Source organism: Plantibacter sp. 2H11-2 (assembly GCF_050031945.1).
In the GTDB taxonomy this organism is placed as follows: domain Bacteria; phylum Actinomycetota; class Actinomycetes; order Actinomycetales; family Microbacteriaceae; genus Plantibacter; species Plantibacter auratus.
Genome location: NZ_JBNBBL010000004.1, coordinates 44,339 through 66,352 on the forward strand (window position 1 = coordinate 44,339; position 22,014 = coordinate 66,352).

General features: G+C 68.8%; 17 protein-coding genes. 8 read left to right on the top strand and 9 right to left on the bottom strand.

Going from position 1 to position 22,014, the window contains the following annotated elements:
* Positions 1-343 precede the first annotated feature (343 nt).
* Positions 344-1,381: a LacI family DNA-binding transcriptional regulator gene (locus ACQG07_RS09725; protein ID WP_086472833.1), complete on the bottom strand. Its 1,038-nt coding sequence runs from the start codon at positions 1,379-1,381 to the stop codon at positions 344-346.
* Positions 1,374-2,957 carry a sugar ABC transporter ATP-binding protein gene (locus ACQG07_RS09730; protein ID WP_191940226.1) on the bottom strand — a complete coding sequence of 528 codons (1,584 nt, stop codon included), beginning with the start codon at positions 2,955-2,957 and terminating at the stop codon, positions 1,374-1,376. The genes ACQG07_RS09725 and ACQG07_RS09730 overlap by 8 nt, the downstream gene beginning before the upstream one ends.
* A 268-nt stretch (positions 2,958-3,225) precedes the next feature.
* Here ACQG07_RS09730 and ACQG07_RS09735 point away from each other — a divergent pair, with 268 nt between their 5' ends.
* From ACQG07_RS09735 to ACQG07_RS09755, 5 genes are all read left to right on the top strand, one after another.
* A complete protein-coding gene (locus ACQG07_RS09735; RefSeq protein WP_086472835.1) occupies positions 3,226-4,224 on the top strand; it encodes an ABC transporter substrate-binding protein in 999 nt (332 codons plus the stop codon).
* Between the two features lie 117 nt (positions 4,225-4,341).
* Positions 4,342-5,868: a sugar ABC transporter ATP-binding protein gene (locus ACQG07_RS09740; protein ID WP_426738139.1), complete on the top strand. Its 1,527-nt coding sequence runs from the start codon at positions 4,342-4,344 to the stop codon at positions 5,866-5,868.
* Positions 5,865-6,989, top strand: coding sequence for an ABC transporter permease (locus ACQG07_RS09745; protein WP_124768368.1), 1,125 nt, complete (start codon positions 5,865-5,867; stop codon positions 6,987-6,989). The genes ACQG07_RS09740 and ACQG07_RS09745 overlap by 4 nt, the downstream gene beginning before the upstream one ends.
* A complete protein-coding gene (locus tag ACQG07_RS09750) occupies positions 6,986-8,029 on the top strand; it encodes an ABC transporter permease (RefSeq protein ID WP_079704715.1) in 1,044 nt (347 codons plus the stop codon). Before ACQG07_RS09745 ends, ACQG07_RS09750 begins: the two co-directional genes overlap by 4 nt.
* Before the next feature lie 78 nt (positions 8,030-8,107).
* Positions 8,108-11,719 carry a family 43 glycosylhydrolase gene (locus tag ACQG07_RS09755; protein WP_426738140.1) on the top strand — a complete coding sequence of 1,204 codons (3,612 nt, stop codon included), beginning with the start codon at positions 8,108-8,110 and terminating at the stop codon, positions 11,717-11,719.
* A 67-nt stretch (positions 11,720-11,786) separates the two neighbouring features.
* On the opposite strand, the gene ACQG07_RS09760 is transcribed toward ACQG07_RS09755, so the two are convergent.
* Positions 11,787-12,140: a MerR family transcriptional regulator gene (locus ACQG07_RS09760; protein ID WP_121291167.1), complete on the bottom strand. Its 354-nt coding sequence runs from the start codon at positions 12,138-12,140 to the stop codon at positions 11,787-11,789.
* Between the two features lie 212 nt (positions 12,141-12,352).
* Here ACQG07_RS09760 and ACQG07_RS09765 point away from each other — a divergent pair, with 212 nt between their 5' ends.
* Positions 12,353-13,858, top strand: coding sequence for a SulP family inorganic anion transporter (locus tag ACQG07_RS09765; RefSeq protein WP_124768370.1), 1,506 nt, complete (start codon positions 12,353-12,355; stop codon positions 13,856-13,858).
* Between the two features lie 30 nt (positions 13,859-13,888).
* Here the strand turns inward: ACQG07_RS09765 and ACQG07_RS09770 are convergent, their stop codons facing one another.
* Together ACQG07_RS09770 and ACQG07_RS09775 are read right to left on the bottom strand one after the other, a co-directional pair.
* Complete coding sequence (locus ACQG07_RS09770; RefSeq protein ID WP_079704718.1) at positions 13,889-14,467, bottom strand: TerD family protein; 579 nt, start codon at positions 14,465-14,467, stop codon at positions 13,889-13,891.
* A 121-nt stretch (positions 14,468-14,588) separates the two neighbouring features.
* Positions 14,589-15,341, bottom strand: a complete 753-nt coding sequence (locus ACQG07_RS09775) for a GAF and ANTAR domain-containing protein (protein ID WP_426738141.1) — start codon at positions 15,339-15,341, stop codon at positions 14,589-14,591.
* 85 nt (positions 15,342-15,426) lie between these two features.
* Between ACQG07_RS09775 and ACQG07_RS09780 the strand changes: the two genes are divergently transcribed.
* Together ACQG07_RS09780 and ACQG07_RS09785 are read left to right on the top strand one after the other, a co-directional pair.
* The gene (locus ACQG07_RS09780; RefSeq protein WP_124768373.1) at positions 15,427-16,146 is read left to right on the top strand and encodes a tyrosine-protein phosphatase; all 720 of its coding nucleotides are present in this window, start codon (positions 15,427-15,429) and stop codon (positions 16,144-16,146) included.
* 97 nt (positions 16,147-16,243) lie between these two features.
* The gene (locus tag ACQG07_RS09785) at positions 16,244-16,414 is read left to right on the top strand and encodes a hypothetical protein (RefSeq protein WP_192004800.1); all 171 of its coding nucleotides are present in this window, start codon (positions 16,244-16,246) and stop codon (positions 16,412-16,414) included.
* A gap of 43 nt (positions 16,415-16,457) precedes the next feature.
* Here ACQG07_RS09785 and ACQG07_RS09790 read toward each other — a convergent pair whose 3' ends face one another.
* The 4 genes from ACQG07_RS09790 to ACQG07_RS09805 all read right to left on the bottom strand — a co-directional run bounded on the left by ACQG07_RS09790 (position 16,458) and on the right by ACQG07_RS09805 (position 21,922).
* Positions 16,458-17,144: a potassium channel family protein gene (locus tag ACQG07_RS09790; RefSeq protein ID WP_240043972.1), complete on the bottom strand. Its 687-nt coding sequence runs from the start codon at positions 17,142-17,144 to the stop codon at positions 16,458-16,460.
* Positions 17,137-18,516 (bottom strand): TrkH family potassium uptake protein, encoded by a 1,380-nt coding sequence (locus ACQG07_RS09795; RefSeq protein ID WP_426738142.1) that lies wholly within the window; start codon positions 18,514-18,516, stop codon positions 17,137-17,139. The genes ACQG07_RS09790 and ACQG07_RS09795 overlap by 8 nt, the downstream gene beginning before the upstream one ends.
* A gap of 251 nt (positions 18,517-18,767) precedes the next feature.
* Positions 18,768-21,743: a helix-turn-helix transcriptional regulator gene (locus tag ACQG07_RS09800; RefSeq protein ID WP_426738143.1), complete on the bottom strand. Its 2,976-nt coding sequence runs from the start codon at positions 21,741-21,743 to the stop codon at positions 18,768-18,770.
* Entirely contained in the window at positions 21,740-21,922 is a 183-nt protein-coding gene (locus tag ACQG07_RS09805; protein WP_274499156.1) for a hypothetical protein, read from the bottom strand. The genes ACQG07_RS09800 and ACQG07_RS09805 overlap by 4 nt, the downstream gene beginning before the upstream one ends.
* Positions 21,923-22,014: the final 92 nt, after the last annotated feature.

Consider the following 22,014-nt stretch of genomic DNA (forward strand, 5'->3'; position numbering starts at 1 on the left):
GACGGGACTCCGACGCGATGGTCGGAACACGGTCTTCTCCACTCTCGATGAGAGCCGACACCCCGGGACCCGATGGCGGATCCGTACTGACGAGCATGTCGCGAAGGAGTACTCCCCCTGCTCCGACAAGTGTAGGTCAGGGGGTGGACGTGGTACCTGGGAATTCGCCCTTCGACAGGCTAAGGGACCGGGTGAGGGGCGGCTCAGGGACCGGGTGAGGGGCGGCTCAGGGACCGGAGGAGGGGCGGCTCAGGGACCGGAGGAGGGGCGGCTCACGGACCGGGATGGGGCTGAGGGACCGGTGTGGGGCAGGGACCGGGTGAGGCTCAGGGACCGGAGGTGCTCAGGGGACGTCGACCCGGCGCCTCGCCAAGCGCTCGGCGTTCGCCGTCGCTGTGGAGTCGCGCAGGATCAGCTCCGGTACCGAGGGTGGCACCGCTCCCGGGGGTTCTCCGTTGACGTGGTCGAGCAGGGTCGCGAGTAGCGTCCGGCCGACCTGTTCGAAGTCCTGCCGCACGGTGGTGAGCGGCGGTGAGAGGTGCTCCGCCTCGGGGATGTCGTCGAACCCCACGACGCTGAAGTCGAGCGGGACCCGGAGTCCGCGCTCGGTGAGGGAGTGCATGAGCCCGAGGGCCATCTGGTCGTTGGCGGCGAACACCGCGGTGACCTCGTCGTCCAGCTGACGGCCGAGAGCGTATCCGGAGGTCGGCGTCCAGTCGCCGGTCCCGACGACCTGCGCGACGAGACCCGCGGTGGCGAGTTCGTCTCGCCAGCCGCGCTCACGCTCGCGGGCGTCGATCGCGTCCGGTGGTCCGGCGAGGTGCCCGATGCGCCGGTGGCCGAGCCCGATGAGGTGGGCGGTCGCGGCACGCGCGCCGGCGTATTGGTCGACGCCGACGGTGACCATACCTGCACGTGGCGTGGCGTGCAGCGCCACGAGCGGCACGCTGAGTTCCATCCCCGCCACGATGTCGGTGACCCCCTCGCGTGCGCTGATCACGGCGATCCCCTCGACGTTCTGGCGCAGGAACCCCTCGACCGCTGCACGCGCGGAACCCGGGTCGCTGTCCACCATGTTCGCGGTGAAGACCGACCATCGTGCGTCGCGGGCCGCGGCGTTGAAGTGCAGGACCGAGGACGAGGGGCCGAACTCGGTGCCCCCGGTGGCGATGAGGCCGATGGTCCGGGATCGCTTCGTGACGAGCGTCCGGGCGGCAGGGGAGGGGACGTAGCGCAGCTGCTTGATCGCTTCGTCGACCCGCGCCTTCGTCGCCGGTCGCACGTTCGGGAGGTCGTTGAGCACCCGTGAGACGGTCTGGTGCGAGACCCCCGCGAGCCGCGCGACGTCGAAGATCGTCGCATGACGGGACGGCTCAGCCACGCGGTCCCCTCTCGTCGTCGGCGGTCGTGATCGGTTCCGGCGGGGCCTCGTCCGGCCCCTCCGAGATCGCGGCCAGCAGCTTCGAGACGGTGAGGTCGTAGTTCGGGAGGTCAGCGACCTTCCGTCGGTCGCGCAGCACGGCGATCCGGTGGCTGATGCGCAGGACCTCCTCGAGTTCGGCTGAGATGAACACGACCGACAGACCGTTCTCGGCGAGCCGGGTCACGAGCTTCTGGATCTCGGCCTTGGCGCCGATGTCGATGCCTCGGGTCGGTTCATCGAGCACGAGCAGCCGAGGAGCGAGCGCGAGCCACCTCGCCAAGAGTACCTTCTGCTGGTTCCCGCCTGAGAGCTCCTTCATGAGCGCATCGGGATTCGCCGGTTTGATGCCCATCGCCTGGATGTAGCTCTCGGCCAGTTCGTTCTGCCGACGCAGCGGGATCCGTCTGAACCACCCGAGGTCCGCCTGGAGGGCCAGCGCGATGTTGTCGCGCAGGCTGAGGTCGCCGATGATCCCCTCGGTGCGACGGTTCTCCGACGCGTAGACGATCCGTTGCTTGAGGGCGCGACGCGGAGATCCGAGGCGGGTGGCCCTCCCGGCCACCTCCACCGAGCCGGTGTCGGCCCGGTCGACGCCGGTCAGGAGTCTGGCGAGCTCCGTCCGTCCTGAGCCGAGCAGGCCGGCGATGCCGACGATCTCGCCCTCGTAGACCTTCAGATCGATCGGTTCGATCGCACCCTGGCGCCCGAGCCCGATCGCCGCGACGAACGGGTCCTCACCGTCCAGGGCGTCGCCCTCGTCGGAGGTGTCGAGCCCGCGTCGGATCTCGTCGAAGGTCGCGAGCTCCTTGCCGATCATCTTGTGGACGAGGTCGATCCGGAGCAGCTCATGTGGCAGGTACTCCCCGACGAGACGCCCCTCCCGCAGCACGGTGAGTCGGTCGGAGATCTCGTAGACCTGGTCGAGGAAGTGCGAGATGAAGAGGATCGCGACGCCCTCGGCCTTGAGGATCGAGATGACCCGGAAGAGTTCGGTGACCTCGTCGTTGTCGAGGCTCGAGGTCGGTTCGTCGAGGACGAGCACCTTGGTGCGCACGGCGATCGCCCGGACGATCGCGACGAGCTGCTGGATCGCCGGCGGGTGGGCGGAGAGCTGCGAGGCCGGGTCGATGTCGAGTCCGACGACGGCGAGCAGTTCGCGGGCGCGCTCGCGCATGCGCCTCCCCGAGATCCCTCCCCAGGCATGGCGTGGTTCGCGGCCGAGGAGGATGTTCTCGGCGACGGTCAGGTTGGGGAGGAGGTTGACCTCCTGGTAGACGGTGCTGATCCCGTGCGCCTGGGCGTCGGCGACGCTCGAGAACGACACCTCTCGTCCCTCGAGGAGGATGCTTCCGCTGTCGATCCGATGGACCCCGGTGAGCGACTTGATCAGGGTCGACTTCCCCGCTCCGTTCTCGCCCATGAGGGAGTGGACCTCACCGGGGAACAACCGGAGGTCGACGTCGTCGAGCGCTTTGACGCCGGGGAAGCTCACGGAGACACCGCGCAACTGCACGAGTGGCGTGGGCGAGGTCATCTGCAACTCTCCATCGAGGTGGTCGCGGCCGGGGTGTCCGCTGATCACCTGACTCTAGCGCGCGCGACGGCGCCGCCGGGCGGCCGCTCCGGAAGAATTGTGAGGGCTAACATTGCCTGTTGACAACAGGTTCGAGCCGTGGCTAATGTTCAGCACAACGCAGATGTGATCGCTAACAATCACCGACCACCTGCGTCACCGCAGCACCACGCACGTCACATTCACGCCGCACCCATCGTCGGGACCGCGGGTCTCAAAGAGGAGAACAATGTTCAAGACAACACGTGTCCGCGCACTCGCGGGCCTCGCCCTGGTCGGCGCTCTCGCGTTCAGCGCGACCGCCTGCTCGAGCGGTTCCGGAAGCTCCGACGGCGACGCCGGTTCCGACGGCGAACTCACCACCATCGGCTTCGTGGCCGTCGGTCCCGAAGGCGGATGGCGCACCGCGAACGAGAAGAACATCCAGGACTCGTTCTCGAAGGAGAACGGCTTCGACCTCAAGTACGCACCGGCGACGAACGGCGACCAGAACTCGCAGATCACCGCCTTCACCTCGTTCATCGACGAGGGCGTCGACGCCATCCTGCTGTCCGCCACCGAGGCGACCGGCTGGGAGAGCGTCCTGGAGCGCGCGAAGGAGGCCGAGATCCCCGTGGTCCTGCTGGACCGCGGCATCGAGCCGAACGACACCGAGCTCTACACGAGCCGCATCGCCCCCGACAACGTCGGCATCAGCGCCTCGGCCGCCGAGTGGGCGAACGGTCAGTTCCCCGACGGCGCCAAGTACGTCGTCCTCGAGGGCCCTCCCGGCCTCTCCGTCGTCAACGACCGCAACAAGGGCTGGGACGACACCATCGACCCGAACTTCACCAAGCTCGAGTCGCAGTCGGCCAACTGGTCCACCGAAGAGGCGAAGAGCGTCTTCGAGACCATCCTCAAGGCGAACAACAACGACGTCCAGCTCGTCTTCGCACAGAACGACGAGATGGGCCTCGGCGCTGCACTCGCCGTCGAGGAGGCCGGCCTGAAGCCCGGAACCGACGTCAAGATCATCACGATCGACGGCACCAAGGCGGCGCTCGAAGCACTCGCCGCCGGACGCCTGAGCTTCGTCGCCGAGTACAACCCGCTGTTCGGTGAGACCGCGATCGACATCGTCAAGAAGGCACTCGCCGGCGACAAGGTCGAATCGGACATCGTGGTGCCGAGCGTCACGTTCGACTCCCCGGACGCCGCGACGGCAGCACTGCCCGAACGCGCCTACTGATCCGACCCGGTCGCCCGGCAGCCACTCCCTCGCTGCCGGGCGACCGCCCACCCGCTTCCCGGGGACCAGACTCCCCGGCGACGACGCCGGATCGACCGGCAGAACGACCAGGCAGACATGGCAATCACCGAGCCGATCGTCGAGATGCAGCACATCTCCATCGAGTTCCCAGGCGTCAAAGCCCTGCAAGACGTGGACTTCCGTCTTTTCCCCGGCGAGGTCCACACGCTCATGGGCGAGAACGGCGCCGGCAAGTCGACGCTCATCAAGGCGCTCACCGGTGTGTACAAGATCGACTCCGGTACGATCCTGGTCGCCGGAGGCCCCCGTTCCTTCTCCGGAACGGCGGACGCGCAGAGCGCCGGCATCTCGACCGTCTATCAAGAAGTGAACCTCTGCGACAACCTCACCGTCGGCGAGAACGTGATGCTCGGCCACGAGGTCCGCGGTCCCTTCGGCATCAACTGGCGCCGCACCCACGAAGCCGCACACGAAGCGCTCGTCGGGCTCGGCCTCGGGCACATCGACCCCAAGCAGCCGCTCTCGAGCATCTCGCTCGCGCTGCAACAGCTCGTCGCGATCAGCCGAGCCATGGTCACCAAGTCGAAGGTGCTCATCCTCGACGAGCCGACCTCCAGCCTCGACGCCAACGAGGTGGAGGGCCTCTTCCAGGTCATGCGCCGACTGCGCGACCAGGGCGTCGCGATCCTCTTCGTCTCCCACTTCCTCGACCAGGTCTACGCGATCAGCGACCGACTCACGGTGCTCCGCAACGGTGAGTTCGTCGGGGAGTACCGCACCGCCGACCTCAACCGCACCGAGCTCATCTCCAAGATGATCGGCAAGGACTACGGCGCGCTCGCCGCCCTGGGTTCCAACCGCGGCCGGACCGCCACAGCCGACACCCCGGCGTTCTACAGCGCCAAGGACCTCGGGCGGAAGGGCTCGATCGACCCCGTCGACATCGAGGTCCACGCCGGCGAGGTCGTCGGTCTCGCCGGGCTCCTCGGGTCGGGCCGCACCGAGCTGGGTCGGCTCATCTACGGTGCCGACCGTCCCGACTCCGGCACGGTCACGATCGACGGCACGACCGCCGAGGTCCACACGCCCATGGCCGGCCTGTCGAAGCAGATCGCCTTCTCCACGGAGAACCGACGCGACGAAGGCATCATCGGCGACCTGACCGTGCGGGAGAACCTCATCCTCGCCGTCCAGGCCCGCAGGGGCTGGACGCGCCCGCTCTCCCGCCGCGAGCAGAACGAGCTCTGCGACAAGTACCTGCTCGAACTCAACGTCCGCCCCTCCGACCCGGAACGACCCATCAAGAACCTCTCCGGTGGTAACCAGCAGAAGGTGCTCCTCGGCCGATGGTTGGCGACGAAGCCGCAGCTCATCGTGCTCGACGAGCCGACCCGCGGCATCGATGTCGGCGCCAAGGCCGAGATCCAGGAGGCGATCGCCGCGCTCGCCGAGGACGGGATGTCCGTCGTGTTCATCTCCTCCGAGCTCGAGGAGGTCGTGCGTTTGAGCGAGCGGATCGTCGTGCTGAAGGACCACCGTAAGATCGGCGAGATCGTCAACGGACCCGAAGTCACCGCAGACACCATCGTCGACCTGATCGCCACCGAAGGGAGCGCCACGTGAGCGCCACCAGTCAGGGGCCGGCCCGTTCCGGTTCCTCCGCACGCGGCGGCCAGGGCTCAGCCCGCGGCGTCGTCAGCACCATCGTCCACCAGCCCTACATCTGGGCGATCGTGACGTTGCTGCTCCTCCTCATCATCAACCTCGTCAAGGACCCCGGCTACCTCGGCGTCTCCGTCAACGGCACGACCGGCAACCTGTCGGGCAACCCCATCGACATCCTGCGTGCGAGCGCCCCGATCATGATGATCGCGGTCGGGATGACGCTCGTGATCGCCACCCGCGGCATCGACCTCTCGGTCGGTTCCGTCATGGCCGTCTCCGGCGCCGTGTCGATGGAGTTCATGAGCAACCAGAGCGGCGGCGACGCCGGTTCGGCCATCGTCGCAGCGCTGCTCGCGCTCGCCGTGAGCGCCTTCCTCGGCACCGTCAACGGAGTGCTCGTCTCGATCGTCGGCCTACAGCCGTTCATCACCACGCTGATCACGATGCTCGCCGGCCGCGGCCTCGCGAAGGTCATCACCTCAGGGCAGAACACCTCCGCCACGAACGAGCCCTTCCGCTGGCTCGCCAACGGCACCGTGTTCGGATTCCCCGTCGTCTTCATCATCGCCGGTGTCATCGTCGCGATCGTCGCCTTCCTCGTCCGGCGCACCGCGCTCGGCCTGATGATCGAGTCCATCGGTATCAACCCGCGCGCCGCCCGGATGGCGGGTATCCGCCCCATCGGCATCCTCATCGCCGTCTACATCGTGAGCGCCGTCCTCGCGGGTGTCGCCGGGATCTTCAGCACCGCCAGCGTCATGACGGTCGAGGTGGCGAAGACCGGGTTGAACGCGGAGATGGACGCCATCCTCGCGGTCGTCATCGGTGGCACCTCGCTCGCCGGCGGCAAGTTCTCCCTCACCGGCAGCGTGATCGGCGCGCTCCTCATCGCGACCCTCGACAAGACGATCGTGTTCCTCTCCATCCCCTCCTCTGCAACGCCGGCGTTCAAGGCCGTCGTGATCGTGATCATCTGCCTCCTCCAGTCACAGCGCGTGAGAGCCCTGTTCGCCCGGCGGAAGTCCCGGACGACGCCCACGGCGTCGGTCCCCACGCGAAAGGAAACGGTGTCAGCATGAGCACCCTCACCGACCGACCGGCACCCGACGCTCCGGTGCTCCCGCGGCGCTCGCTGCTGTCCCGGCTGACGCCCAACCTCGAGACCCTGCCCACCCTGGCGGCCGTCGTCATCTTCATCGGCATGGTCGTCTACGGCGAGATCGCCTACGGACGGATCGTCCAGGCCAGCACGATCTCGAACCTGCTCATCAACAACGCCTACCTGATCATCCTCGCCGTCGGACTCACCTTCGTGATCCTCACGGGCGGCGTGGACCTCTCCGTCGGTGCGATCATCGCCATCAGCAGTCTGATCGGGGTGATGCTCGCGAACTCGGGCTGGAACCCGATCGCGGTCATGGTGATCATGATCCTGATCGGCTCCGCGTTCGGCGTGTTCTCGGGCGTGCTCGTGCAGTACTTCAACGTGCAACCGTTCATCGCCACCCTCGCGATGATGTTCCTCGGGCGTGGTCTCGCCTCGATGCTCAGCACCACCCCGGAGCGTCTCGCCGACGACTCGCCGATCCGTTCGCTGTCCACCGAGTGGAAGGTGATCGACGGCCCGAAGATCAACGACCTCATCACCACCCCGAACGTCCTGATCGCCCTGCTCGTCGTCGCCGCGGCGTTCGTGGTGCTCCACAAGACCCGCCTCGGCCGGACCGTCTACGCGATCGGCGGCTCGGAGCAGTCGGCGCTGCTCATGGGGCTGCCCGTCGTCCGCACGAAGCTCATGGTCTACGTGATCAGCGGCACGCTGGCCGGTCTCGCGGCCGTCGTCTACACCTCGAAGCTCGGCATCGCCCAGAACATCACGGGCGTCGGCTGGGAGCTCGACGCCATCGCCGCGGTCATCATCGGCGGCACGCTGCTGACCGGAGGCGCCGGCTTCGTCCTCGGCTCCGTCGTCGGCGCGCTCGTCCTCGGCCTCATGAACGTGCTCATCACCCGCGACGGCAGCATCCCGCCGGAGGCGACGACCATCATCACCGGCGGCATCCTGCTCGTCTTCGTCCTCCTCCAGCGACTCGTGGTCTCGCGCAAACGCAAGACCTGACGCCCGCCCCCGCCCCCCCCGCAGCACCACCCGTTCCACCCCGCTCGACAACGACGCCGAACCAGGAGAACCATTCCCGTGAGACAACTGCGCCTCAAAACGGTCGTCGCGACCTCCATCGCGGCCCTGATCCTGCCGCTCGTCGGTGCCTCCGGCGCTGCCGCAGCGGTGTCGCCGGGGACCGCCCCGGCAGCGACCTCCCAGTCCAGCTTCCGAGCCGCCCCCACGGCGCAGGAGGATCTGGACGCCGCCGCGGCGGCGCTCTCGATCGCGAACGTCGACGACGTGCGCGGCAATCTGACCCTGCCGGGAGCCCCCGAGGGGATCGACATCGCCTGGGCGTCGTCGGACACCACCGTGATCACCACCGACGGTGTCGTGACGCGGCCCGCCACGGACACCACCGTCACCCTGACCGCCACGCTGAGCCAGGGCGAGGCGACCGCGACGCGCGAGTTCACGGCGACCGTCCGCGCCGCGATCGCGGCCCCCGACTACGAGGGCTATGCGTTCGCCTACTTCACCGGCAACTCGCTCGCCGGCGAGAACATCTACTTCGCCGCCAGTGAGGGCAACAACGCGCTCGACTGGAACGAACTCAACGCCGGACGCCCGGTCCTCACCTCGGACGAGGGGACGAAGGGGCTGCGCGACCCGTTCCTCATCCGCTCTCCCGAGGGCGACACCTTCTACCTCATCGCCACCGACCTCTCGATCGGCAGTGGCACGTCCTGGGGTGACTCGGTCCGGAAGGGCAGCCACTACCTCGAGGTGTGGGAGTCCCACGACCTCGTGACCTGGTCCGACCAGCGGCACATCGAGGTCGCACCGGAGAACGCCGGCAACACCTGGGCACCCGAGGCGTACTACGACGACACCATCGGCGCGTACGTGGTCTTCTGGGCTTCGTCGCTCTACGGCGCCGACGACCCGGACCACACCGGGAACAGCTACCACCGCATGATGTACGCGACCACCCGCGACTTCACGACGTTCAGCGAGCCGCAGGTCTGGCAGGACCAGGGTGTCTCGCGGATCGACTCGACGGTGATCAAGTCGAGCGACACCTACTACCGCTTCACCAAGGACGAGGGTGCCGGTGGCACCGGGTGCGCCGACATCATCCAGGAGTCCTCGACGGACCTGCGGGCCACGCTCGAGTCCTGGACGGTGCTCGACACTTGCATCGGTCGCGATGCCGGCACCAGCGCGGTCGAGGGGCCGACGGCGTTCGCCGCCAACCCGGGCGACGTCAACGGTGACAAGTTCTACCTCTTCGTCGACGAGTACGGCGGACGCGGCTACATCCCGCTCGAGACCGAGGACATCGCGAACCCGGACTGGCAGGTCGCGAAGGACTACGACCTGCCCGCGAGCCCCCGCCACGGCACGGTGCTCCCCGTCACTGCAGCCGAACTGCAGCTGCTCGAGGACAGCCTCGGCGGCGCACCCGAGCCGGTGCCCGCGAACGAGGACGGCGAGATCGTCCGGTACGACTTCGCCGGCTCCGCGGGCTCGACGCTCAACGACGTGTCCGGCAACGGCCTCGACGCGACGGTCGAAGGCGGCGCGAGCTTCTCCGACGGTGCGCTGCAGCTGGACGGCGGCGACGACTACGTCAAGCTGCCGGACGACCTGCTCGCCGGCGTGAAGGACGTCACGGTGGAGGCGGAGGTCTGGATCGACCCGACGCAGGCCAACCCGTACTTCATCTACGGGCTCGGCAACACCACCGGTGGCGCCGGCGACGGCTACCTGTTCAGCACCGGCAACGCGTATCGGACGAGCCTCGCGACCGGCAACTGGAGCACGGAGCAGACGGTGTCGCAGGGCAAGGACCTGACGCGCGGTCGCTGGGCGAAACTGACGTACACGGTGCAGGGCACCACGGCCACGATCTACCTCGACGGCATCGCCGTCGGCACCGGGACCGTGACGTCCGATCCGGGCGACATCGGCGGCGGGTGGACGAGCGCCAACTACCTGGGCCGTTCGAACTACGATGCCGACAACCGCCTGAAGGGTGCGTTCCGAGAGTTCGCGATCTACAACCGCGCGCTCTCGGCGGACGAGGTGCTCGCCGGCTCCGGGAACACCGCTGCGCTGACCGACATCGGCCTCGAGGAGGACGTGCTGAAGACCGCCCCGATCGTCGACAACGACCGCCACGAGGTCGTCTTCCCGGTGCGACCGGGAACGGACCGCACCGCCTTGAGCCCGACGTTCACGACCGCGGCCGGTGTCACGGCGAGCCCCGCCTCGGGGACCACCGTCGACCTCAGCAGCCCGGTGACCGTGACGTTGACGCCGACCTCGGGTGAGGCCGTGACGTGGACGATGCGGGCGGTCGAGATGAAGAGCCCGGTCATCCCCGGTCTCTACGCCGACCCGAACGTCTTCGTCTGGGGCGACACCTACTACATCTACGCGACCACCGACGGCTTCGCCGGTTGGGGTGGCAAGGAGTTCTTCGTCTGGTCGTCGAAGGACCTCGTCGACTGGGAGCGCTCGGCGGAGCCGATCCTCACGCTCGACGGCGCGAACGGGAACGTGCCGTGGGCGACCGGCAACGCCTGGGCGCCGACGATCGGGGAGAAGGACGGGAAGTTCTTCTTCTACTTCAGCGGCCACAACCCCTCGGTCGACCGGAAGACCATCGGTGTCGCCGTCGCGGACAGCCCGGCCGGTCCGTTCACAGCCCAGCCGAACGCGATGATCCTCAACGACGAAGCGGTGACCTCGGGACAGGCGATCGACCCGGCCACGTTCACCGACCCGGTGACGGGGAAGAGCTACCTGTTCTGGGGCAACGGCTCGCCGGTGTACGCCGAGCTGTCGGACGACATGCTGTCGATCAAGGCCGACACGCTCAAGCGCATCGACGGCCTGACCGACTTCCGAGAGGGGGCCTTTGTCAACTACCGGGACGGGATCTACCACCTGACGTACTCGATCGACGACACCGGTTCGGAGAACTACCGGGTCGGGTACGCGACGGCGACGAGTGTGGACGGCCCGTGGACGTACCGCGGTGTGATCCTGCAGAAGCAGCCCGAACTCGGCATCCTCGCCACCGGTCACAGCTCGATCCTCAACGTGCCGGGCACCGACGACTGGTACATCGTCTACCACCGGTTCGCCATCCCGGGTGGTGACGGCCAGCACCGCGAGACGACGATCGACCGGCTGACGTTCGACCCGGAGACGGGCCTCATGAACCCGGTCGTCCCGACCCTCGAGAGCGTCGGCCCGCAGCGGATCGCGGTGCCCGGTGCCGAGGGCACGCTGACGATCGACCAGCCGTCGGTGCGGGTGGGTGAGTCGATCTCGGTGTCCGGGTCCGGCTTCGCCGCGGGGGAGCAGGTTCGGTTCACGCTGTTCTCCACCCCGACCGACCTCGGGACCGTCGTCGCGGACGCTTCGGGTGCGTTCGTTGCGACGCTCACCGTGCCCGCTACGGTGGTGCCGGGTGCACACACCTTGCAGGCGCTGGGTGCGGACTCCGGCATCACGGCCGAGGCGGCGCTGACCGTCCTGGCTGCGGATGCCGCGACTCCCGGCGCTGCGGGCTCCGGTCCTGGTGCGCTGTCGACCACCGGTGTCTCGGTCGTCGGATTCCTCGGCCTGGCCGGGCTGTTCCTCGCAGCCGGCGCGTGGCTGGTCGTCCGTCGCCGACGCGTCGCCGCCTAGCCCGCGCCGACACGGCATCGATCCCGTCCGGGGTGACCATCGTCACCTCGGGCGGGATCGTTGCTGATCAGCGGCGGGCTTCGAGGAGTGACACGAACTCGTCCGCCATCGCGAGCTGCTGTTGTAGCTTGGCGCGGCGCTCGGCCGCGTCGGTGATGAAGCCGTCGAGGATCGCGCGGGTGTCGTCGTCGGGTGCCGTGTCCATGGCGTCGATCACCCGGAGGAGCTCGGCCATCTCCTCAAGCGAGAAGCCGAGCGGTTTCATGCGCCGGATGAGGATGAGGCGGTCGTAGTCGTCCTGCGTGTACAAGCGGAATCCGCCCTCGGTGCGCGCGGAGGCCGAGACTAGACCGACGTCGTCGTAGTGCCGCAGCGTGCGGAGCGAGAGTCCGGTGCGCTCGGCGAGTTCGCCGATGTGCATGGTGGTCGGTTCGCTCGTCACGGTCGCCTCACTTCAAATCAACCCTTACGTTAGGGTAGAGTTATCGATGGCGGCCGATCGGGCCGCATCTCCCCACCATTCTCCCGCGCGTGACGTCCCCGCGCGGTCGGTGGCGTGCGCACCGCAGCGCCGGACCCAGACATTCCCATCCGGTCCTCGCGCTGAGGACCCCGACTCCGACAGGAGCACTCATGGCCACTGGCCTCAAACCCGCCGCACCGGACGCCACCGTCCTCTCCGCCCTCCGCAGCCCCCGCATCCTCACCAGGGAGGTGCTGGCGGGCCTCGTCGTCGCCATGGCGCTCATCCCGGAGGCGATCTCCTTCTCGATCATCGCGGGCGTCGACCCGCAGGTGGGGCTGTTCTCCTCGTTCGTCATGGCCGTGGCGATCGCCTTCCTCGGCGGCCGCCCGGCGATGATCACAGCGGCCACGGGAGCGATCGCCCTGGTCATCGCCCCGGTCGCCCGCGAACACGGCCTCGACTACTTCATCGCCACGGTCATCCTCGGCGGTGTCTTCCAGGTGGTCCTCGGCCTCCTCGGCGTCGCGAAGCTCATGCGCTTCATCCCACGCAGCGTCATGGTCGGGTTCGTCAACTCCCTGGCGATCCTGATCTTCACCGCCCAGCTCCCGAACCTCATCGGCGTGCCGTGGCTCGTGTACCCGCTCGTCGCGGTCGGCATCGTGGTCATGGTCGTCATGCCCCGCCTCACGAGTGTCGTGCCGGCCCCGCTCGTCGCGATCGTGCTCATCACCGCGGCGACCGTGGTCACCGGACTGAACGTGCCGACGGTCGGCGACCAGGGCGAACTGCCGCGCAGCCTCCCGACCCTGTTCATCCCCAACGTGCCGTTCACCCTGGAGACGTTCACGATCATCGCCCCGTATGCGGCCGCGATGGCGTTGGTCGGGCTCCTCGAGTCGCTCATGACGGCCAAACTCGTCGACGACGTCACCGACACCCCGTCGGGCAAGACCCGCGAGTCGCTGGGCCAGGGGATCGCGAACGTGCTTTCCGGGTTCTTCGGCGGCATGGGTGGCTGCGCGATGATCGGCCAGACCATGATCAACGTGAAGGCCTCTGGCGCGCGGACGCGGATCTCGACCTTCCTCGCCGGGGTGTTCCTGCTGGTCCTGGTCGTCGCGCTGGGCGACGTGGTCGCGGTGATCCCCATGGCCGCCCTCGTCGCGGTGATGATCATGGTGTCCGTCGCGACCTTCGACTGGCACAGCATCAACCCGAGGACCCTGCGCGCCATGCCCCTCGGTGAGACCGTCGTCATGGTGGCCACGGTCGTCGTGGTGGTCCTGACGCACAATCTCGCGATCGGCGTCGTGGTCGGTGTGATCGCCGCGATGGTCGTGTTCGCGAGGCGGGTCGCCCACCTCGCCACCGTCGAACGTACGGTCGATCTGTCGGTCGCGACGCCCACCGCCCGGTACACCGTCACCGGAGAGCTGTTCTTCGCGTCCAGTAACGACCTGACGACCCAGTTCGCCTACGCCGACGACCCGGAGCGGATCGTCATCGACCTCTCACAGTCGCACGTCTGGGACGCGTCGACCGTCGCCGCCCTCGACGCGATCACCACGAAGTACGAGCGTCGCGGGAAGCGAGTCGTCATCGAGGGGATGAACGACGCGAGTACGCGGATCCACAGCCGGCTGGCCGGCAAGCTGACCGGCGGTCACTGACCGCCGGCCGTTCGGGCGCCTGTGTCCGGCTCAGTCGAGCGGGACGCCGAAGTCGCCCGCGATGCCGGCGAGACCGGTGGTGTACCCCTGGCCGACGGCACGGAACTTCCACTCGCCGTTGTGGCGGTAGATCTCCGCGAAGAGCATCGCCGTCTCCTGCGAGGCGTCCTCGGTGAGGTCGTAGCGGACGATCTCCTGCTGGTCCTGGTCGAGGACCCGGCAGAAGGCGTCGCGGACCTGGCCGAAGTTCTGGCGGCGGTTGTCGGCGTCGTGGATGGAGACCGCGATGACGATGCGCGCGACGTCGGGCTCCACCGTGCGGAGGTCGATCGTGATCTGTTCGTCGTCGCCGTCACCCTCGCCGGTGCGGTTGTCGCCCAGGTGGACGACGGAGCCGTCGGGGGTGGACATCTGGTTGTAAAAGATGAAGTCGGCGGAGGAGCGGATCTTGCCGTTCTCGGCGACGAGGATCGCGGAGGCGTCGAGGTCGAACGCGACGCCGACGGTCGTGCGCGGGTCCCACCCGAGACCGACGGTGGCGATCGTCAGACCGGGGCTGGTCTTCGTGAGCGAGAGGTTGCTGCCTTTGGAGAGGCTGAGGCCTGCCATGGGTGTGTTCCTTCGAGAGTGCTCGGTGATGTTCGAACCTCCATCCTGCCTTGTTCCGGCTGAGTTTGGAGTGGGTTGTGGCGCATCGATCCGGAATCCCACCGTGGGTGCGCAGCGGCGATCAGTCGTCGTCGGTGTCGGGTGAGCCCGTCGCCACGACCTCGTCGAGCGGGACCTCCTCGCGTGCGACCGCGGCCGCGACATCGCCGAGTCGTCGCTGCCGGGACCGGGCGTACTGCCGGATCATGCCGAACGCCGTGTCCATGTCGACGCCCGCCGCCCGAGCCAGGTACCCCTTCGCCTGTTCGATCGCGACCCGGCCGTCGAGCGCGCGCTGGAGCTGCGCGGTGGCGAGCGTGGCGTTCTCGATCGTCCGCTGCTGGAGGAGGCTGATCGTCGCGACATCGGCCAAGGCCTGGGCGGCGCGGGCGTCGGCACCGTTGAGGGCCCCCTCGGTCTCGCGGAACAGGTTCAGCGACCCGACGATGTTGTCGCGGAGGCGCAACGGGATCGCATGGACGCCGATGTACCCGCTCTCGTTCGCGGCCTCCGCGAACCTCGGCCAGTAGGCGTGGAGCTTGGCAGCCGTCTCCACCGTCACCAGGTCGCCCGAGGTGACTGCGGCGATGCACGGGCCCTCACCCGCGTTCAACTGGAGGAGCCCGAAGAAGCTGCTGCGCTCGCTCGTGGAGGCGACGACGCGCAGGGTTCCGTCCCGGTCGGCCAGATGGATCGCACCGGCCGCGGCGTCGAACAGCTCCACCGCGCGATCGACGAGGATCTGCAGGAGCTCGACGACGTCGTAGTCGTCCACGAGGCTGTCCGTGAGCGTCACGAACGTCTCGATGAGTCGTGCTTCGCGTGCGTCGTCCATACCGGCGTCAGTCCTCATCTGTTGATCAGCGGATCCACGGTAACCGAGCGGACGGCCATCCGCATGGTCCGGTACGCTCTGGCGGATGCGGAATCTGGACTGGGACGGCCTGCGGAACGTCAGGGACCTCGGCGGCTTGCCGACACCCTGGTCGTCCACCGGCGCCACACGCCACGGGATGGTGGCGCGGGGTCCCCGACGCGAGCTGCTCACCGCGGAGGGATGGGACGCGGCGATGGCGTGGGGCCTGCGGTCCGTCGTCGACCTCCGCAGCGCCGATGAGACGGGTGCACGCGCGGCGGACCCGGACGTCCGTCCTCCGGTGGACCTCACGATCACCCTGGCGCCGACCGAGGATCAGACCCGTGCGGAGTTCCGCGAGGTGTGCCTCCCGATCCTCGACTCACCGGAGTACTGGCAACACAACGTGCGTATCCTGCCGGAGCTGGTCCGCGGCGCTCTCGAGGCGATCGCCTCATCCCAACCCGGCGTCCTGGTCCACTGCGCCGCAGGCCGTGACCGCACCGGCCTGGTCAGCGCGCTGCTCCTCGCCAATGCCGGCGTCACCGAGGACGCGATCGTCGACGATTACGCCGACTCGGTGCGCGCGATGGCGGGGACGGCGCCTCACGGCGGCCCGACCCACGATCGCCAGGCATCGTGGACGCCGGAACAGGTCGACGCCTTCCTCGCGGAGGTGACGCCGCACGTCCACGCTTTCGTCGCCGACGCGGACGGCGTCTTCGACACCCTGTGGGTCGACGCCGAGACTCGCACCGGCTTGCGTCGTCTGCTCCTGCCGTGACGGCACCAGGCCGGCTCGGATGCCGTCCTGCTACGGTCCTAGCGGATCGTCATCCGCTCCCGTCAGTCACCTCACCATCGGAACAGGAACTTCACCCGTGCAGAAGATCGCCGTCGTCATCGTCGTCCTCCTCGTCCTCTGGGCGGCCCTCTCCATCGCCGGATTCGTGCTGAAGGGCCTGTTCTGGCTCGGGATCGTCGGCCTCGTCCTCATCGTCGGCACCATCGCGGTCGGCGCGGTGCAGCGCTCGCTGAACAACCGCCGCTAGGCCCGGCACACCGGATCGGTCTCCGGCCCAGCCGCCACGACCACTACCGCGGCAGCGCTGCGAACCGCTCCGTCTTGTCCGTCGGGCCGAGGACGAGGAGCCGCTGGCCGGCGGTGAGGACCGTGTCGCCGGTCGCGTAGGTCCACCGGTCGTCCTGGCGGACGGCGACGACGGTCACGCTGAACCGGTCGCGGATGCGCGCGGCGGTCAGCGTCTGCCCGACGACCTCTGCCGGAGCGGTCGTCTTGGCCATGACGAAGTCCTTCTCCACCGCGAGGAAGTCGAGCATCCCGCCGCCGCGGACGAGGTGCGCCACGCGACGCCCCATGTCGGACTCCGGGTAGACGACGTGCTCGACCCCGATCTGCTCGAGGATCAGGCCGTGCTGCTCGCTGACGGCCTTCGCCCAGATGTTCGTGGTGCCGCGGCGCTTGAGGAGCGACGCGGTCAGGATGCTCGCCTGCAGGTCGGTGCCGATGGCGATCACGACGCGGTCGAACTCGTCGATGCCGAGCTGGTCGAACACGCCGTCACGGGTGGTGTCGGCACGCACCACGTGGGTGAGGACGCCGTTGAGCGACTGGACGATGTCCTCGTCCGTGTCGATCCCGAGGACCTCGGTGCCCGAGTCGACGAGCTCGACGGCGAGGGCACGCCCGAACCGGCCGAGGCCGATGACGACGACGGACTCGACGCCACGCTGACGCTTGTTGCTGAACGGTCTAGCCAATGATCGGACGCTCCTTCGGGAGTTCATACAGACGGTTCTCGGTCCGGAGCGCGAGCGCGGAACCGAGGGCGATGGGGCCGATGCGGCCGACGAACATGAGGACCACCAGGATCAGCTGCGCGGCGACCGGGAGAGAGGCGGTGATGCCGGTGGAGAGCCCGACCGTCGCGTACGCGGAGATGACCTCGAACAGGACGCGGTCGAGGCTGTAGTCGGTCATCAGCATGATCGCGGCCGTTGCGCCGACGACGAGGCCGACGGACAGGAGCGCGACGGTGATGGCCTCCCGGTGCGTCGACCGCGGGAGACGCTTGCCGAACATGTTCACCGCCGCACCGCCGCGCAGCTCGGTGACGATGATGAAGAACAGCACCGCGAAGGTGGTGATCTTGAGTCCGCCGGCGGTGCTCGCCGGGCCACCGCCGATGAACATGAGGATGTCGGTGACGAGCCACGTCACCGGGTGCATCTGGCTCACGTCGAGGTTGTTGAACCCGGCGGTGCGGGGGAGGACGCCGGCGGTGAACCCCGCGAGCAGTCGGTCGACCGGGGCGAGGGTGCCGAGCGTCGCCGGGTTCGACCACTCCAGTGCGGTGATGAAGCCGCAGCCGACGACGAGAAGGATCAGGGTGCCGACGACGACGGTCATGGTGTTGAGCGTCCACCGTGATGGCGTCCTGAACCGTCGGCGAAGCTCCAGGATCACACCGAAGCCGAGCCCGCCGAGGATGACCGCCGCGCAGATCGTCAGGGAGATCCACGGGTCGGTCGCGTACCCCATGATGCTGTCGCTGAACAGGGCGAAGCCGGCGTTGTTGAATGCCGACACCGCGTGGAACACGCCGAACCAGATCGCGTCGCCTGGTGCCCAGCCGTAACCGATCATCCACCGCAAGGCGAGGATGGTGGCGCAGAGGACCTCGACCCCGAGTGCGATGAGGATGACCCCGCGCAGAACCCGGCGGACGTCGCCGATCGCGAGCGTGTGGGTCTCGCTGACCGCGGTGAGGCGCGTCCGCAGGCCCAACCGCCGGGCTACGAGCAGGCCGAGGAGCGTCGCGAACGACATCACCCCGATGCCGCCGATCTGGACGAGTGTGAGGATGACGGCGTGCCCGAACGGCGTCCAGAACACCGGGGTGTCGACGATGATGTGTCCGGTGACACAGATGGCGCTCGTCGCGGTGAACAGCGCCTCGATGAGGTTCGCGCCGCCCGGGCCGGTCTTCGAGATGGGAAGCATCAGGAGCAGGGTGCCGACGAGGGTCGCAGCCCCGAACGCGATCGAGATGACCTGGACGGGACGCGCGGCGGCGAGTTGCCCACGGCGGCGGGCTCTGCCGCCGGCCGACCTCGATCCGTCTCTCGCCACCCGAGAACCATAGCGGCCAGTGCGGCTCGTCGGTGATGCGGACCGATGTCGCGCGTGCTCCGGATGACGATGCGGTCATCAGTACAGATGTTTGGAGCGCTCGGCTATCCACAGAGCGCAACGGGCCACGCGACACCCGGCTCCGTGATTACGCTGATGCCCGACAGGACCCTTTCGCCCTGTCGGGGTTCCCGGCCGGCTTCCCCTCGATTCCGGCCGGGACCCACTTCACCGCCAGGCGGACGTCAGGCTCAGTCGGCGTGATCGGCGCTCGCCGCGAGCAATCCGCTCGCTCCGGCGACCATCGCGGCCTCGGTCCGGGTCGCCGCTCCGAGCTTCCGCAGGATGGCGGACACATGGACGCTCGCGGTCTTCGCGCTGATGAACAGGCGCTCGCCGATCTGTCGATTGCTGAGGCCCTCCGCGATGAGCTGCAGCACCTGGCGCTCCCGGGCGGTCAACTCGATGGAGCCGCTCGTGCCACGCGCTCGGGGGCGGCCGTCGAGGTTCAGCGACGCTCGCTCCGCCAACGCCCGCGCACCGTCGAGCACGAGGCCGGCACCGAGCGTCGTCGCCTCGGCGACCGCGACGACGAGCGTGTCCTGTGCGCCGGCACGATCGCCGGCGGCCACCTGCGCCTCCGCGAGCCGGAGTGCGGCGTAGGGCGCGAGCACGGCCGGTGCGAACGGTCGCTCGGCCATCGCACGAGCCGTCTCCCACGCGCCGACGTCGTCACCGGTGCCGTCCGGTCCGCCGAGTTCGGCGTCGACCAGCGCGCTCCACAGCGGTGCGGTCGGCCAGAACCCCTCCTCGGCGAGCAGCGCCCGCCAGCGTTCCTCCAGCTGCCGGAGCTGATCGTCGTCGACGCCCGCGAACGGGCCGGACTCCACGTCGAGTGTGCCGGTGGCCAGCGCGACACGGACCCGGGCCAGGACGCGTGCCGCGTCCGCGAGCGCCGGCAGGTCGTACGCCGGCATCGGGCGGTGGTCCGGTGCTTCGAACACGCCGACCCCCGCCGGCGACCAGGCCCCGGCGAGGTCGCCGGCCGCCAAACCGACCTGCATCACGACGCGGGCGACACCGAACCTCGTCTGCACCTCCAGGCCGGACAGGGAGAGCATCCCTTTCCGCCACCGGCGGTACATGGTCGCCGCACTCTCGGTGTCGCCCCGCCAGAGGGTGAGCAGGATCAGCGACTGGCGGAGGTACACCGAGAACGCGAGGGGCGGCTGCAGTGCCAGGGCCCGATGCACACGCTCCTCCGCTTCGTCCCAGCGTCCGAGCGCCACCAGCGGGTCGACCGCGTTCGACGACAGGATGAGGCCCGAGCTGCGCTCGACACCCAGCTCCTTCGCCCGCTCGACGCCTTCCAATGCCGACGCGAGCGCCTCCTCGTACGATCCGAGGAGGTTCGCCATGTCCGAGGCGTTCACCCGGTAGCGGAGCAACGCACTGCCGTCGCCGTCGGCCAGTGGCTCCGCCGTCGCGAGGAGCGCCCGCCCGGCTTCCAGCTCGCCGTGGTGGATCCGCGCGATGCCGCCGATGTTCGCCGCGACCGAGGCGTTCCGCGCCGAACCGGTCCGCGCCGCGTCCCGGGCCGCCTCGTCGGCGTACTCGATGGCCCGCTCCAGCCGCCCGATGATCATGTGCCGCGCGCCGAGACTCGTCAGCAGCACACCGCGCAGATCGCCAGGGGTGCCTGGCGGGACCCGGTCGAGCGCCTGCTCCAGGAGATCGACCGAGCCCGGCCGACCGAGGTTGGCGAGGTAGAAGGCCTTGTCACGGAGGAGCTTGGCCTGGTCGAGGTCGTCGCGGTCCTCGGGCGTCGCGAGCACCTCGTCGACCATGGCGATCGCCCGGTCCGTCCAGCCGGCGTTCCGCAACGCGCTCGCCGTCCGTCGCATGAGCTCCGAACGCGAGCGGCCGACGAGTGCCGCGGCATCGGGGACCTGGTCCCAGATCTCCAGGAGACGCTCGCCGAGCTGCGACTCCGTGCTGTACGCGTATGCCGCGTGCGCCTGCTCCATGGCGCGGACGGTCGCGGGGAAGGCCCGTCCGAAATCGCGAGCGAGCATCCAGTGGTGCGACACCGCGGCAGCGACCGGCTCACCACCGACGCCTGCCTCCAGTGCCTCGGCGAACCCCGCATGGAACCGGCTCCGTTCGCCGGGCAGCAGATCGTCGTGGATCGCCTCCCGGACCAGTGCGTGCCGGAACTCGTACGTGGTCGCATCAGCGACGAGGACGTTCGACCCGATCGCCTCCCGCACACCGGTGTCGAGGGAATCGTGGTCTCCGGTGAACACCCGCTCCAGGAGGGCGTGCTCGACGCAGACGCCACCGGCCGAGATCACGCGGAGCAGCTGTTGGGTCGCGGGCGCGAGTCGCTCGTAGCGTGCGAGCAGGAGTTCGCGGAGCGTGTCCGGGAGCTCGTCGCCATCGCCGTCGCGGTCCTGGTCGAGCCCGAGCAGCTCCTCGACGAAGAACGGGACGCCCTCGCTCCGCGCGTACACGCTGTCGATCGAGACCGTGTCGAGCGACGTGCCACGGATGGCGATCGCCTGGCGGAGCACGTCGCTGCGGCTCAACCGCTCGAGACTGTGCCGCTCGACGCGCCTCGTGCGGTCGAGCTCGGCGAGGAACCCACGCAACGGGTGTCCGCGGGAGACGTCCTCGCTCCGGAAGGTGAGCACGATCATCACGCGATCGCAGGTGAGCGCGCGGACGAGGAACGCGAGCAGGCTGAGCGTCGCGCCGTCTGCCCAGTGGACGTCCTCGACGACGACCACGACCGGCCGGTCGCGGGAGAGCGCTTCGAACAGCACGGCGACGGTCTCGTGGAGCCGCCCGACGCCGCCCTCCCGCTGATCCTCCGCATCGGGACCGAGTGTCGGCAGCAGCGTCGCGAGGGAGGCCTTGCCCGGGCCCGCAGCCTCCAGCACCGCGTCGCGCCCGCGCTGCGCGACGAGGTCCTTCATGAGGCCGAGGACCGGTGCGTAGGGCGCGGCGACGTCACCGAGGTCCACGCACTGGCCCCTGATGACGAGCGCCGACGACCGGACCGACCGCGCGAACTCGGTGAGCAGGCGCGTCTTGCCGATACCGGCCTCGCCGCTCAGGACCACACTGCGTGACTCGCCGGCGGCGACGGCGTCGAACACGGCCTGCAGCGCTCTGAGGTCGGAGGCGCGCCCGATCATCGTCGGGCTGGTGGTGGGCAGGCTCACCACTCCATGGTCCCACCCTCGTCGGAGTCGGCCGCGGCCTCCGCAATTCGCCCCTGCTCCTCGAGTCGTCGTTCCCGGCGGCGACGCTCCCGCTCGAGATCCCGCTGGAGTTCCTGCTCGATGAACCGTCTCGTCTCGACGGATGTGAACGGGCTGTGACTGGCGCTCGTGATCAACATGGTTCCTCCGCTGCGCACGGTGCTGGTGTCCGTGCTCGACCACTCACGTTCCTCGCTGAGGCCCGATGCCTACCTCGGGCATCTGCCCTAGT

Bases quoted from the DNA above. Each gene is read 5' to 3' on its own strand.
- ACQG07_RS09730 (WP_191940226.1), bottom strand. From the start codon at position 2,957: ATGACCTCGCCCACGCCACTCGTGCAGTTGCGCGGTGTCTCCGTGAGC.
- ACQG07_RS09735 (WP_086472835.1), top strand. From the start codon at position 3,226: ATGTTCAAGACAACACGTGTCCGCGCACTCGCGGGCCTCGCCCTGGTC.
- ACQG07_RS09740 (WP_426738139.1), top strand. From the start codon at position 4,342: ATGGCAATCACCGAGCCGATCGTCGAGATGCAGCACATCTCCATCGAG.
- ACQG07_RS09750 (WP_079704715.1), top strand. From the start codon at position 6,986: ATGAGCACCCTCACCGACCGACCGGCACCCGACGCTCCGGTGCTCCCG.
- ACQG07_RS09760 (WP_121291167.1), bottom strand. From the start codon at position 12,140: ATGCACATCGGCGAACTCGCCGAGCGCACCGGACTCTCGCTCCGCACG.
- ACQG07_RS09765 (WP_124768370.1), top strand. From the start codon at position 12,353: ATGGCCACTGGCCTCAAACCCGCCGCACCGGACGCCACCGTCCTCTCC.
- ACQG07_RS09770 (WP_079704718.1), bottom strand. From the start codon at position 14,467: ATGGCAGGCCTCAGCCTCTCCAAAGGCAGCAACCTCTCGCTCACGAAG.
- ACQG07_RS09775 (WP_426738141.1), bottom strand. From the start codon at position 15,341: ATGGACGACGCACGCGAAGCACGACTCATCGAGACGTTCGTGACGCTC.
- ACQG07_RS09780 (WP_124768373.1), top strand. From the start codon at position 15,427: ATGCGGAATCTGGACTGGGACGGCCTGCGGAACGTCAGGGACCTCGGC.
- ACQG07_RS09805 (WP_274499156.1), bottom strand. From the start codon at position 21,922: ATGTTGATCACGAGCGCCAGTCACAGCCCGTTCACATCCGTCGAGACG.